At 34.8% G+C, this 13,858-nt stretch carries 15 protein-coding genes; 2 read left to right on the top strand and 13 right to left on the bottom strand.

Annotated features, from left to right (window positions below; all coding sequences use genetic code 11):
• Window positions 1-309: 309 nt before the first annotated feature.
• From MODO_RS04485 to MODO_RS04455, 8 genes are all read right to left on the bottom strand, one after another.
• Complete coding sequence (locus MODO_RS04485) at window positions 310-939, bottom strand: response regulator transcription factor (RefSeq protein ID WP_006258892.1); 630 nt, start codon at window positions 937-939, stop codon at window positions 310-312.
• Between the two features lie 2 nt (window positions 940-941).
• Window positions 942-3,236: an ATP-binding protein gene (locus tag MODO_RS04480; protein ID WP_039329506.1), complete on the bottom strand. Its 2,295-nt coding sequence runs from the start codon at window positions 3,234-3,236 to the stop codon at window positions 942-944.
• Complete coding sequence (locus MODO_RS04475) at window positions 3,220-3,810, bottom strand: hypothetical protein (protein ID WP_039329504.1); 591 nt, start codon at window positions 3,808-3,810, stop codon at window positions 3,220-3,222. Before MODO_RS04475 ends, MODO_RS04480 begins: the two co-directional genes overlap by 17 nt.
• Before the next feature lie 16 nt (window positions 3,811-3,826).
• The gene (locus tag MODO_RS04470) at window positions 3,827-4,342 is read right to left on the bottom strand and encodes a hypothetical protein (protein ID WP_172461560.1); all 516 of its coding nucleotides are present in this window, start codon (window positions 4,340-4,342) and stop codon (window positions 3,827-3,829) included.
• A gap of 118 nt (window positions 4,343-4,460) precedes the next feature.
• Entirely contained in the window at window positions 4,461-4,592 is a 132-nt protein-coding gene (locus MODO_RS19670; RefSeq protein WP_006258896.1) for a hypothetical protein, read from the bottom strand.
• A 39-nt stretch (window positions 4,593-4,631) separates the two neighbouring features.
• Window positions 4,632-6,095, bottom strand: coding sequence for a hypothetical protein (locus tag MODO_RS04465; RefSeq protein ID WP_039330444.1), 1,464 nt, complete (start codon window positions 6,093-6,095; stop codon window positions 4,632-4,634).
• A gap of 218 nt (window positions 6,096-6,313) precedes the next feature.
• On the bottom strand, window positions 6,314-6,970 hold the full coding sequence (gene fsa / locus MODO_RS04460; protein WP_006258898.1) for a fructose-6-phosphate aldolase: 657 nt from the start codon (window positions 6,968-6,970) through the stop codon (window positions 6,314-6,316).
• Window positions 6,971-7,119: 149 nt separating this feature from the next.
• Window positions 7,120-7,929 carry an SDR family oxidoreductase gene (locus MODO_RS04455; RefSeq protein ID WP_039329500.1) on the bottom strand — a complete coding sequence of 270 codons (810 nt, stop codon included), beginning with the start codon at window positions 7,927-7,929 and terminating at the stop codon, window positions 7,120-7,122.
• Between the two features lie 326 nt (window positions 7,930-8,255).
• On the opposite strand from MODO_RS04455, the gene MODO_RS04445 reads away from it, so the two are divergent.
• Both MODO_RS04445 and MODO_RS18955 read left to right on the top strand, forming a co-directional pair.
• Window positions 8,256-9,272, top strand: a complete 1,017-nt coding sequence (locus MODO_RS04445; RefSeq protein ID WP_059050723.1) for a M28 family metallopeptidase — start codon at window positions 8,256-8,258, stop codon at window positions 9,270-9,272.
• 25 nt (window positions 9,273-9,297) lie between these two features.
• Entirely contained in the window at window positions 9,298-9,585 is a 288-nt protein-coding gene (locus MODO_RS18955; RefSeq protein WP_081316880.1) for a hypothetical protein, read from the top strand.
• A 100-nt stretch (window positions 9,586-9,685) separates the two neighbouring features.
• On the opposite strand, the gene MODO_RS04440 is transcribed toward MODO_RS18955, so the two are convergent.
• The 5 genes from MODO_RS04440 to rocD all read right to left on the bottom strand — a co-directional run bounded on the left by MODO_RS04440 (window position 9,686) and on the right by rocD (window position 13,823).
• Window positions 9,686-9,937, bottom strand: coding sequence for a hypothetical protein (locus tag MODO_RS04440; protein WP_039329494.1), 252 nt, complete (start codon window positions 9,935-9,937; stop codon window positions 9,686-9,688).
• A 383-nt stretch (window positions 9,938-10,320) separates the two neighbouring features.
• A complete protein-coding gene (locus MODO_RS04435; RefSeq protein ID WP_006263541.1) occupies window positions 10,321-10,998 on the bottom strand; it encodes a transposase in 678 nt (225 codons plus the stop codon).
• A 123-nt stretch (window positions 10,999-11,121) separates the two neighbouring features.
• Window positions 11,122-11,559 carry a DUF2750 domain-containing protein gene (locus tag MODO_RS04430; protein ID WP_006265256.1) on the bottom strand — a complete coding sequence of 146 codons (438 nt, stop codon included), beginning with the start codon at window positions 11,557-11,559 and terminating at the stop codon, window positions 11,122-11,124.
• 129 nt (window positions 11,560-11,688) lie between these two features.
• Window positions 11,689-12,417: a toxin-antitoxin system YwqK family antitoxin gene (locus MODO_RS04425; protein WP_225600748.1), complete on the bottom strand. Its 729-nt coding sequence runs from the start codon at window positions 12,415-12,417 to the stop codon at window positions 11,689-11,691.
• Window positions 12,418-12,581: 164 nt separating this feature from the next.
• Window positions 12,582-13,823: an ornithine--oxo-acid transaminase gene (rocD, locus tag MODO_RS04420; RefSeq protein WP_006258906.1), complete on the bottom strand. Its 1,242-nt coding sequence runs from the start codon at window positions 13,821-13,823 to the stop codon at window positions 12,582-12,584.
• Between the last annotated feature and the right edge of the window lie 35 nt (window positions 13,824-13,858).

The following is a 13,858-nucleotide window of genomic DNA, read 5'->3' as shown; positions in this document are numbered from 1 at the left end:
TCAATGTATCCCACTCTTGATAATAAATTCATATTGACTCCATGCTCCGCTTGCTGTTTCTAGGAGTTTGCTAGGGGTTTTCTTCGAGTTTTCTAGCCTAGAAGGCCGTTTTGTCGAAGAAAGGTGCAAGCATACCTCTAGCACTCCCCAAGCATATTCTAACGATTTATATAAAAGAATCACAAACAACTCGATTATAAATAGGTATGTAAAGAATAAGCTATGCAGCATAAATATAACTAAACAAAAACAAACTTAACTACTGAGCGGAATTGTATTAATCATACATCGATTAGAATATATTAATCTCTATTTCTGTATCAGATTATACTCTATTGCCATTTTAATAGCAGTACTCAGATTAGAAGTTTGGAACTTCTCGATTAAGTTTTTGCGGTGACTCTCTACTGTATGATGGCTGATAAACAACTTCTCTGCTATCTGGTTTGTGGTTAGACCTGACGCGGCTTCTATTAAGATTTCTTTCTCACGACGTGTCAACTTAGGGATTTGCTTTAAGCCTACTTCTTCTTTTTTGTCTAAGACTATTTTAGACTGTGAACAAAGGTATTTTTCTCCTGCAAATACAGTTTTAATTCCTGAGATAATTTCTTCTACCGAAGCATTCTTCTGAATATATCCCTTCGCTCCTTCTGCTAAGCTACTATTGATAACAGCATATTCATTGTGTACACTCAACATGATAATCTCTAACTGAGGAAATTTCTGTTTAAGTGGTTTAATTAACTCCAATGTATTGATATCTGCTAAATTGATATCTAATAGTATAATATCCGTGTCTGTAGTTAAGAGCCCTTGCATCATGCTTTCTTTATCCGAAAAACAAGCGACTACTTCTATTTCTGATTGATACCCTAATATATTTTTTAATCCTTCTAATAACAAAGGATGATCGTCTGTAATGGCAACTTTTATCATAATTACTTTTTAGGAAATTTAAATTCCACACTTGTTCCTATATTTTCTTCTGAGTGTACAGCTAATGTACCTTTCATAAACTGTATACGCGATTGTATGTTGTGAAAACCTGCTGACTTCTTTAAGTCTAATTTATTAATATCAAAACCTCTTCCATCATCTTCTACTGTGACAATAATCTCGTGTTCTTCTTCTACCAACTGAATAATAATCTGAAAGGCAGCAGCGTGCTTTATAGCGTTGTTTACTAACTCCTGTATAATGCGATAGACTAACAATTGTTGATCTTGAGATAGAGAATTCGTATAGCTCAAAAATTCGATATGAATATCTAAAGTATCATTAGACATACGAATTCCAAACTCGTCTAAAGCTTCTTTTAAACCATAGTTAACCAATAAATCAGGCATTAAATTATGTGCTACCTTACGAAGTTCTGTGACTGCCGCATCTATCTGATTAATGGATTTATCTAATCCCTGCTTAGCCTGACCTTCTACTTTATCATTTAACTGCGTAAGGTGTAATTTGGTACCTGATAACAGACCACCTAAACCATCATGTAAATCACGAGCCAAACGCCCTCTCTCCTGCTCTTGTCCTTCTAATAGAGCTGTTAAAGTTGATATTTTAGAATTTTGTTTTTCTTGTTCGATAGCTAAATTATGTAGCGTATCTCTCTGCTTCATCGTCTTTAGACGTTGTCTATAGGCATATAACAATAGAAACACGACTAAGATGAAAAATATCATAGAAGCAACGTAGAAGGTGTTGAGCTTATCCTTATAAGCTACAATACTCTTATAAGTCAATAAGTCCTTATTCTTCTGTTCTGTTTCTAACTGTGATAGACGTAGTTGCTGTGCATTCTTCTGTGCTTCAAGCTCGGAGAACTTTAATCTGCTACGTTGATTCTCTTCTGTCAATTTTAGATTACTCAACAGTTGTTCTCTTTGCTGAGCTAAAGCACTCATCAGTTGAATCTTTTGTGTATTTTGATCCGATTGAAACTGAAGTTTGATTAGCTTCTGTTGTTGTCGTTCTTTATCAAACTCAGCTTCTAATTTCTTTACAATTTGTAGTTTATCTTGGTTGTAAAGCTTTTTGAACAAAGCCAAATACTCTTGTTGATAGTAAAAAGCTTCTCTATAATTCCCTTGTTCTACATAAATCTCAACTAAGGATTCGTAAATATTCAATTCTATATTGTGATCAACAATACTTGACTTTTGGATAGCCTGTTGTGCTTCTAATAAGTATAATATAGCCGCATCACTATCACCATTAGCTAAATGAATGGTAGAAATAATACCATACGAGGAAGCTATGTGATCTGCTTGGTCTATTTTCAGAGCAATCTGATTAGCTTTTTTAGCATATTCTAAAGCTTTCGTACGATAACTATCTGGGAAAGAATATAGGTATAAACTCGCTAAATTATTATTGGCAAAAGATAAATCGGATAAGTTATACATTACGTCCTTATTCTGATTAAAGATGTCTATCGATTGCACAAAATATCGCTCCGCTAAATCTCTATAATTAATATCTGAAGAATGACTCTCATATAGACGATTATACAGATTCCCCATTTGCATAAAGGTGGTAAACTTTACTTGCGGATCTGACTGTGATAAGGCATATTTGAGTGCCGTTTTAGTATACTTTTCATGTAGCTCCTTCTCTCCTAACTGACCATAAATAACACCTAACTCACTATTAGCAAATGCCTTTCTCTTATTCAATGTAGGCGAACTACTGGCAGCTTCATAAAGCTTAATAGCAGATATAATGCTGTGTACAGCCTTATCCTGCTTACCATCTCTACTGTATAACCACCCCTCACAATAAGCTACATACCCCTTAGTCTCGGTATCGTTTAGCTTTAGGCTATACTGTTTGGCTAATTCAAGGCTTTTTATTGCACCCGAATTATTCTCTCTAATACGCCTATTGACTGCCTCTATACAATATAATATACTTACACTATTATAATCTCCTTTTTTTAAGGCGGTATTGAGGTTCTGGGTGAATACCTGCTCAGCTTTATCATATTGTTTATTCGCATAAAGAGCAGATATATAAGACACTACCACAGTATTCTGAACAGTACCAGTACTTACTTCTGCTTTATACTTTTGTTCCCAACTTTCTAAAGATTGAGCAAGCACAGGCTCTATGGCAGTAGCCAATAACACAAGTGTCAAAAGAGAAACTCTCTTCATGCCCAACTTTAAATGCGATAAGGTATATAAAGATTTCTTCAAAAAATACAAGATATTAGGTATTACGCTCAATACAAAGATATTTATTCTGTTTCTTATTGAAATAAATATCTGTAAAAGGCTCATATTGTAATCCTATTTGATATTTAAACTCTAAGCTTTCATCCCATTGCATCGGAATATCTTCTTCTGGCCAAATCATAGCCCAGCCTCCTGCATATCCATATATTCCCTCATTATGATACATCGGATGGCTCTGCATCCATAAGTCTATATAATCATCATTATAAATAGATTGTAAATCAGATAGATCATCACTATTACAGTCATTATCTTTAACCCACTGTTGAACTTCAACATCACCAAAATGCATCAAATGCTCGAAGTTTGGGTATACTTGTTGAGTTTTAGTTGTTAGAGCTGTGTATCTCTTTAAATCGATTGATTGGATATCAATGGGTTCAAACGAGAATATTTCATCCTTCTCTATTAAAGCCATCCATTGATTTAGGTATTTGATTATAAAGCTGATACTTTCTTCTTCATTGACATAAGCGACTTGCTCATCTCCTGGTATTGCTTTTACAAAAAGGTGTGATTCTCTAATCAAAGTCTGAGCTTTCTCTTTTAATTGTTCTAAGTTCATTTATTGTTTTTTAAGCTTATATTTTAGCAAAGAAGTCAAACTTTTTCTCTGCTATTAACTTAGGTTCTTGATTTGGATGTTCTTCATATACTTCTATATAGACTACTTTCACATGAGTAGGTATCCTATACTCCTTTTCTTGACTGTAGTTATACCCAGCTATAGAAGCTCCTTCTTTACCAGCTATATGCTTAATATTTACATAGTACTTAAGCGTTATACCATTGCCAAACTGCTCTCCTTGTTCAAAGCGTATCTTAGAAACTTTGCGAATCTGTAATCCTCTAGAGTTAATATTCCCTTGTATCCTAAATCGCAACACTTTATCTTCTTTAGAGACTAAAGAAACAGCAGGTACAAATCTCTCTGTAACCTCCTGATAAGTGGTATAAGTATGTTGTTTACCTGTTTCAGGCACTTCTCTTGTCACTTGTTTAGGTGCAGTATATATCGTTGAGACTTGCAATGTTTGAGCCTTAGTCTGACAACCAAATAAGCTAAATATAGATGCTAAAATCATAAGGTATTTCATTACTGCATTTTTAAACATATTCACTGGTTAAAAGTAATACTTCTTACCCTATAATAATCTCACTGATAATAGTGGTTTTCTTATTTTACTACTATGTGTATTAAGTAACAAGACCTCTTTATTCGTGATAAAGAGGTCTTATGTATATAAAACGATTAGCTTTAGTCCCTGGAAAAGTTTTATCTGAATCAATTATTCCTTGATAAGCAAACATATCTGTTTTATACTTTTTACCATCTGCAACATTCATTTCAGTTGGTTAGTGACACTAACCAACTGACTATTTTCTTCATTCTTCTAAATACGCTCTACCCGTATAAATATCTATATAATAACTTACTGTTTCACCTTCAAGTTTTACTTGAACTAAACCGTCTGAATAGATGTATTTATAAGCCTTCACACCTATATTCTCCTTCTTTATCTGATTGTAAAGTGTATAATTCTCATCCTTCTCTTTCTGCAAGGCATAGATACCTTTAGCAATATCCAAAGCAAGTATAGAAGTGTACTCGGGTGCTATACTCCATAGTTGAGCGTTTTTATCCCATACCCCATACATGTTATCACCTCCTTTGTCTTCTATATTGACAAGATATAGTTCATCACTACCGGTATAGTACTTTACTGAAGCGACCTTCTGATGAGGTATAACCATTTCTTTAGCAGGCCATACAAGCCTCTCTATTTGATCTGACACCTTAAAACTATCCAAATCAAGCTGTTCTAGCACTTGCCCGTTTATATCTAGATACAGCCAATCATAAGCCCAAATATCGTGATCATAATTAAAAACACCTATTAAAAAATAAGGAGAATTATGAATAGAATATACAAGGGTGGCGTTCTTTATAAAGGCTATTTGTTTTTTTGTAGCCTTTGTAATTTCTTTTGGAAAGGCTTTATCATATTGCGGATACGAGTAGACACTTCCTGTATTTCTATCTTTTAATAACTTAGAAACGATTGGTTCAAATCGTTCTTGCATCAATTGATCAAGTACAAGGTCTTCATTACCACACTTTATAGTAAGCGTATTAATACCTTTTAAGCCTTGATGTATTGCTTTCTTCTGCTGTACATCATAAATAGAAAAAGAGTTATTAGAACCTTTTATAAATCGCTTATCAACTAAAGTTGTAATGATATCAGACTCCTTTTTCTTTAAATATTGATTCTTAATTGCATAAAGTGTCTCATTCCAATAAATATGCTCACCATCTACTGCTTCAGGATTTAGAGTGTAACTATCTTCTAAATAAGGGACTTCTTTGTGCAGTAAGATCTGTTTGGTTTCAATTACCCCAATCTCTATACTATGATAGGTTTGTTCTTTTTTAATAGCTCCACCTAAGATATTCCACTCCCAATTCCAGATAGGCATCTTTCTCTCATATTCCCTCTGTTTCTTATAGAATGTCAGTCCATTCACCACTTCTATCTCTATCTCACTCTCTCCTACTTCAAGTACTTCTTTTCCAGTGGTATCTATAACAACAGAAGCTCCTTTATTATTTATAACCATCGCATAACCTGTCGAAGTATAAGCAGATGCGCTGTTATACTTTATCCCGTTAAAAGGCTTTAAATTATCCTTATTTACATAGATAAAATCATTCTGTTTAGTTAAAAACGGAATAAGTTGAGTAGGTTCTACTTGAGGTATATTTAAAGAGGATTTGTCTTTTCTCAATTGAGCATAAGTTATGATAGATATCAATATCAAAAGGGTACTTAATACAGCTACTTTCATACTTTTCATTTTTGTATTGGATAAGCAACAATATTAAAGAGATAAGCAAAAGGAGACAATCCCTATTAGTGGGGATGTTTTTCAATTCCTATAGCATAACTATTGTTTTATATTTACTAGAATAGAAGAAGACTTACTTGATTGAATCAAAAAAGGCTACCTTACGGTAACCTTTTTCTTTGTTTGTAGTTTGTAATATGTGTATAAGAATTTTCTTCTTATTTATTTCCTTTAGCGTAGTCAGCTAAGAACTGAGCTAATCCATTATCAGTTAATGGGTGTTTTAAAAGACCTGTGATAGCACTTAAAGGTCCTGTCATTACATCCGCACCTAACTTAGCACAGTTTACGATGTGCATAGTATGGCGTACAGACGCAGCTAAGATTTGTGTTTCAAATCCGTAGTTATCATAGATAAGACGGATATCTTCGATTAATGTTAGACCATCAGTAGAGATATCATCTAATCTTCCAATGAATGGAGATACATAAGTAGCACCTGCTTTAGCCGCTAATAAAGCTTGCCCTGCAGAGAATACTAATGTTACATTAGTTTTGATTCCTTTAGAAGAAAAGTACTTACATGCTTTTACTCCTTCTTTAGTCATTGGTAATTTTACTACGATCTGAGGATTAAGTGCAGCTAGTTGCTCACCTTCTTTAATCATCCCTTCGTAATCTACAGAAATAACCTCTGCACTTACATCACCTTCTACTATCTCACAGATAGCTTTGTAGTGATTTAAAATGTTTTCAGCTCCTGTGATTCCTTCTTTAGCCATTAAAGAAGGGTTAGTGGTAACACCATCTAATACCCCCAGTGCCTCAGCTTCTCTAATTTGATCCAAATTAGCTGTGTCAATAAAAAACTTCATAATCTATATTATTATATTATGTTATGTTGTAACCCAAAAGTACGATATATATTCATCACTAGAGCGATTCTTAGAGAGTTTTTATAACAATACTTACACCTCTAATCCCTATTCACTGAGTCCCAAATAGTAATGATTTTTCCCCTTTATTAGCCTTTAATCTTGTAGTGATTCATCAGCATCTTCTCATACACCTTCCCAGGTAGTATTTTTTTGAGGATTAATGAGAACTTCTGCAAAGGCTCCCCTACTTTATACCTCACTTTTGGCTTAGATGTATTGATCACTTTGTGAATAGCTTTAGCCATCTCTATTGGATCTCCACCACTGTCTACATGCTCATCCATCATGTCTAATGACATTTGGTAAACTTCTTTATAAGCCGAATGGTCTAATACAGGAGCATGATAGCGCCCTGCCGCAATATTGGTTGCAAAATCACCTGGTGCTACATTAGTCACTTCTACATTAAAGGGCTTTAACTCCATTCGCATAGCTTCTGTAATTAACTCAAGAGCACCTTTAGAAGAAGAATAGATCCCTCTAAAGGGCAATCCCATATATCCTGCTATCGAAGTAACATTAATGATTAAACCTTCTTTTCTAGCACGCATATGAGGTAATACAGCCTTCATAACTTCAATCGGTCCGAATACATTCGTTTGGAAGTTATTTAAGATTTGATCAGCAGGGATTTCTTCAATTGGTCCCGTGATTCCTACACCAGCATTATTGATTAATACATCTATTTTTCCTTCTATCGCAATGACTTCTTCTATAGCAGATTGAATACTAGCCGTATCGCGTACATCTAAGCGTACTAAAGGAATTGTTGAATCTACTACTCTCTCAGGATTTCTACTTGTTCCATATACTTTACACCCATGCTGTGTCAAATATTCTCCTACACTCCTACCTATACCAGAAGATCCTCCTGTAATAAAAACGATTTTACTCATTGTATTTCTTGATTTAGAACAAAGATAAAAATATTCAATGAAGAATGCTTACTGTCACTTTGTTGTTTTCTTTTTCTATTTTCCCAAGAACCACCACACCTCCTGTTCCCTGTTCCCTGTTCCCTGTTCCCTGTTCCCTGTTCCTGTTCCCTGTTCCCCGTTTCCCGTTCCCCGTTTCCTGTTCCCCGTTTCCTGTTCCCCGTTCCCCGTTCCCCGTTCCCCGTTCCCCGTTCCCCGTTCCCTGTTCCCTGTTCCCTATAAACCGTCAACCAAGCAAAACATACTAATTCTTCTTATCTTTACCCCAAACACATTAAGACTCACTCATGAATAAAATTATATTAGCTGCTAGCCTATTAGCACTTAGTATGTCAATGACTAGCTGTAAAACAACTAGTTCTATTTCTAACAACCATACAGTTTCTTCTACTTATTGGCAAGAAATATCTGCTGACTCTATGGCTGTAAACCTAAAAGTATTAGCCTCAGAAGAATTTGAAGGAAGAAGAACGGGAGAACCTGGACAAAAAAAAGCGACTGAATATATTACCAACTTCTATAAGAAGAGAAATATAGCGTATCCTAAACAAGCAGATGGCTACCTACAACCTGTTCCTAGTGCTTTTATGAGAAATAGCATGATGAGATTAAAGGATAGCGAGAATATTATGGCTTTTATAGAAGGAAGTGAAAAACCTGAAGAAGTACTAGTCATCTCAGCTCACTTTGACCATATGGGAATATTGCTTGACAAAATCTACTATGGTGCTGATGACAATGGCTCTGGCACAGTAGCTGTAATGGAGTTAGCTCGTGTATTTAAAGACCTTGAAAGCAAAGGAATAAAACCTAAAAGATCTATTCTTTTCTTACATGTAACAGGAGAAGAATTTGGACTATTTGGATCTGAGTACTATGTTCAAAACCCTATTATACCATTAGAAAATATCGTAGCGAATATTAATATTGATATGATCGGGCGTACAAGTGATAAATATAAGAAAGATGGGGACTATATTTATGTAGTAGGCGCTGATAGGTTAAGTAAAGAATTACATCAAATGTCTGAGCAATCAAATGCAAACTCAGTCAATATCGATCTTGATTATACTTATAATGATGTCAATCATCCTGAACAAATTTACTATCGTTCTGACCATTACAGTTTCGCAAAGCACAATATTCCTGCTATGTTCTACTTTAATGGAACACATGCTGACTATCATCAACCTACGGATACCTATGACAAAATAGAGTTTGAATTAATGAAAAAGCGTACACAATTAGCTTTTGCTACAGCGTGGACTATTCTAAATGCAGAGCACAAACCTCGTTTAGACTAAATATAACGCTAAATCTCTTTTAGATATGAAAATGATTTGGATCAAAACTATAGATATAAGTTTATTTCTATTGTGCACCATTAATCTGATTCTATGGATCATGCGTGGCTTATACGTTATCAGGACGAATACTTCTGAGACCTTCCAATGGATCTATGAAGAAGCATATACCCCGATGCTATATGCCTTATTTATCCTACCAGTCTTAGTAGTAGCAACCATGATTAATAGAAAGTTCTCAATACAATCCTTTACCTTCCTATCCTTAAAATGTTTAGTGATTAACTTCTTTCTAATCTTTGTGTTGAGGTAAAAATGTCTGCTCCTTAGCAGATTTCACCAGATATGAGAAATTTCCTATATCTAGAATTATAAATGAAAAAGCCCACTCGATGAGTGGGCTTTGCTATTATCTATTTTATCACTCCTTTATTAAGTAATAATTCTATCATCTTCTCTGTATCTTCCTTGCTAAACTTCTCTGTTTTTGACTTAAAACCAGCTTGCTTAATCTTCCAATCTTTCATTGCTTGATACACAAAATCAACATTAGTTGTTTTTAAGTCTGCATAAATCTTCAATACAGTATTAAACAACTCTATTTTATCAGTCTCCTTATTAATGAAAGGCAAACTATAGATCTGTAACAAGTTATTTATAGCCATAACGAAGTTTTTATTCTCTTTCTTAGAGACAACATCTAATATCTCCTTTTCTTTCTGATAAAGCTTTTTTATTCATACTAAATTTGGTAAGTAACTGTAAATATACCACCTCCCCCTTGACCATACAAGAGGAAAACCATAAAGGCTACGAATAATTAAGTAAAACAGAAAAAACCACACAAAACGAATTGCAATTCGCCCACAGCGTGAATGCCCACCCCAATATCAGGTAATTTACAGACACAACGTATTACCAATTGTGCGTCGTAGGGGCGAATTGCAATTCGCCCACACAACGAATACCCACATCGTGAATTGTTTGTCCCAAACATTATATGGTATATTATTTTTCCAATTATAAACGGGCGAATTGCAATTCGCCCCTACCTGTGAAATTTATCATCGTGCCATCGTTCAGGATTGGTAATGATATAATTCGATATATACTGATAACTTCTCTCGTCTCTTATAATATGCTCATAGTAATTTCTCTGCCAGATGGTACGGGCGGTTGGGGGCGTTGGGGCGAATTGCAATTCGCCCACACAAAACGAATTACAATTCGTCGCTGCCTTTATTCTTTTTATTGTGGCTATTTTATAACCTCTGACGATAGCCCCGATCGTTTGAGACGGAGATTTAAACCCTTTATTATCACCTGCCTTTGTTTTATTCTTCGCAATCTCGATTATCGCATGCATATGATTAGGCATAATGATAAACTCATGCAAAATCACATTATCTCTCACATTTGCTGTATTCAGCCATTCATCCCTTGCAATCTCACCTATCTCATTCAATGTTAACACCCCGTCTTGGATAGATCCGAAGATATTCTCCCTATCCTGTACACATAGCGTGATAAAGTATAATCCCTCAGATGCATAATCATACCCTTTTAAGCGTATAGATCCCCTTTGTTGATAGTTATTCATCTTATAGTTATTCATAGCCACATAGTTGTTACCTAAATCACCTAATACATTGATTTTAAATATACCACTTTTCTTACTACCCTCAAAAACAAGAAAAAGCCCATCTTCACAGACGGGCTTTTTCATTAAGCACTTCGAATACCTCAAAGTCAAGAAACTTCATCGAACTAAGAATAAGAGTCTGACCTCTGTATTGAATAAAATAAAATGTCTGCCGATATCGGCAGACATTTTATTTTATCCTAATCTTTAAGATAAGTATTCATTATACATTTTGGTATATTCAACAAATCCTTCTAGTTTCTCTTGGTTAACCAATTCATCTAAGATATCTAGGGCTAACCGAATAGGATCTTTCTCAATACAAAATAGGTTACTATCGCATTCTATTCCTGCATAATTAGAGTCTCTTTTCATACCTATCGCCCAATTCTTTAAGAATAAATCTAATGGTATTTCGACTATTTCATGATTAGCCCATCCTTCTTGTCTACATGCATTTGCATAAGCATTCGCCGACCAAAAGCATAATAATAAAGCCTCTTCCCCCTCTTCGTCTTCAAAATCATTAGAATATAAGAAAGCAAAACCACGAGGTTCTTTTAAAGCATAGATTATTTCGGTCTCACAGATTCTCTTTAGAAATCTCTTATACTTTGCTTCTAATGTAGCAGTGTCTTTTAACATGTTTTATTTTTTATAATATCTTAACTCTAAAAAGTCATGAACTCTTCTTCTAGTATAGAATAAATATCTAGAAGATAGTCTCAGTATTAAATAACTTCAAATAAAGAAGATTTAAGATACCCCTCTTGATTAATACCTCTTTATTTCTCCGTCTATTACTCCATTTTTATAATTTACCTCTCCTTTTAATCTTCCATCCTCATAATATCCTTTCATCGCTCCGTCTAAGACACCATCCTTATAGCTTGTTTCGCCTTGTAATTGTCCGTTTTTATAATACTCCTTACTCACTCCATCCAATTCTCCATTCTTATAACTCGCTTCTACTTTTACTTGACCATGCTCATAGTATCCTTTGGTAATACCGTGTTCTACCCCATTCTTATACGTCATTTCTATCTCTAGTTGCCCATCTTCATAATACTTCTTAGTCATTCCCTCCAGCTTCCCATGCTTATACGTCATTTCAATTGCAGCTTGTCCATCCTCAAAATAGCTTCTCTTACTTCCCTCTAGCTTTCCATCCTTATACGTTTTCTCTAGCTCTAGCTTTCCACTTTTATAATATTCCTTAAAACTGCCATCCAATACTCCATTCTTATAGTTTGCCTCCGCTTTTACGCGTCCATCCTCATAATAGCGTTTAGTTATCCCATCTAACTTTCCTTGCGTATAGTTTTCTTCTAAATCTACTTCTCCATTGGCATAATAGCTCTTTGCACTTCCTGTAAATACCTCTTTTGAATTCACTTCATACATCAAGCCATTACGCTCTTGAAGATCATTGATATGAACTTCTTTTTTAGCACAGTTTATGAATAAAACTGAAATAAATAAAATACACAAAACTCTTTTCATACTTACTTTCTTAAAAATCACATCGGAGAATCTATTGTTCTCAACAACAAAAATAGCCTTATTCTTATAAATAAATCACAAATTGTCTCAATCTATTTACAACCTTCCTAAACTAAAAAAAGCCCACGAATTAACGTGAGCTTTTATATTTATAAAGAGATATACTATTTCTCGAATTCTTTTAATGTTTTAGTAATAATACTTACACAGTCTAATAACTGCTCTTCGTTCATTACTAATGGCGGAGCGAAACGGATGATGTTACCATGCGTTGGTTTTGCTAATAATCCGTTGTCTCTTAATTTAAGACAGATGTTCCAAGCTGTATCACTTTCTTCAGTATCGTTGATGATAATAGCGTTTAATAAACCTTTACCACGTACTAAAGTACAGATATTACTAGTAGCAATATACTTGTTAAGCTCCGCTCTGAATAATTGTCCAAGTTTCTCAGCGTTATCCGCTAATTTCTCGTCTAATACTACATCTAGAGCAGCCATAGCTACAGCAGCAGCAGTAGGGTTACCTCCAAAAGTAGAACCGTGTTGTCCAGGTTTGATTACATTCATAATCTCATCATTTGCTAACACAGCAGAGATAGGATATGCTCCTCCTGATAATGCTTTACCTAATACGATGATATCAGCTTTGATATTTTCGTGGTCGATAGCTAACATTTTACCTGTACGAGCGATACCTGTTTGTACTTCATCTGCAATGAATAAAGCATTGTGCTCCTCACATAACGCTTTAGCAGCAGTTAAATAACCTGCGTCTGGTACATAAACTCCAGCCTCACCTTGAATAGGCTCAACTAAGAAACCTGCAATAGTTCCTTTGTTAGCTTCTAAAGCTGCTTTTAAAGCTTCTACATCATTATAAGCTACACGGATAAATCCGTCTGTATAAGGTCCGTAGTTTTTACGAGCATCAGGATCGTTAGAGAAAGAAATAATCGTAGTCGTTCTTCCGTGGAAGTTGTTCTCACATACGATGATTTTCGCTTGATTCTCAGCAATACCTTTTACTTCATAAGCCCATTTTCTACAGATTTTTAAAGCAGTCTCTACAGCTTCTGCCCCAGAGTTCATCGGAAGAACTTTATCAAAACCAAAAAGCTTAGTGATTTTCTCTTCGTATAATCCTAATTTATCATTGTAGAATGCTCTAGAAGTCAATGCTAGTGTACCCGCTTGATCAGCGATCGCTTTAACGATAGCTGGGTGGCAGTGTCCTTGGTTTACAGCAGAATATGCTGATAAAAAATCATAATATTTCTTACCTTCTACGTCCCATACATATACTCCTTCTCCTTTAGATAATACTACTGGTAGTGGGTGGTAATTATGTGCTCCGTATTTATTTTCTAGCTCAATAGCATGAGCTGAAGTCATTTTGTTCGACATTATAATTGTTTTTGTATTGTTTTTGTTCTCGCAAT

The sequence above is a fragment of the Myroides odoratimimus genome (genome assembly GCF_001485415.1).
In the GTDB taxonomy this organism is placed as follows: Bacteria; Bacteroidota; Bacteroidia; order Flavobacteriales; family Flavobacteriaceae; genus Flavobacterium; species Flavobacterium odoratimimum.
This window is presented reverse-complemented; position numbering and strand designations above follow the sequence as displayed.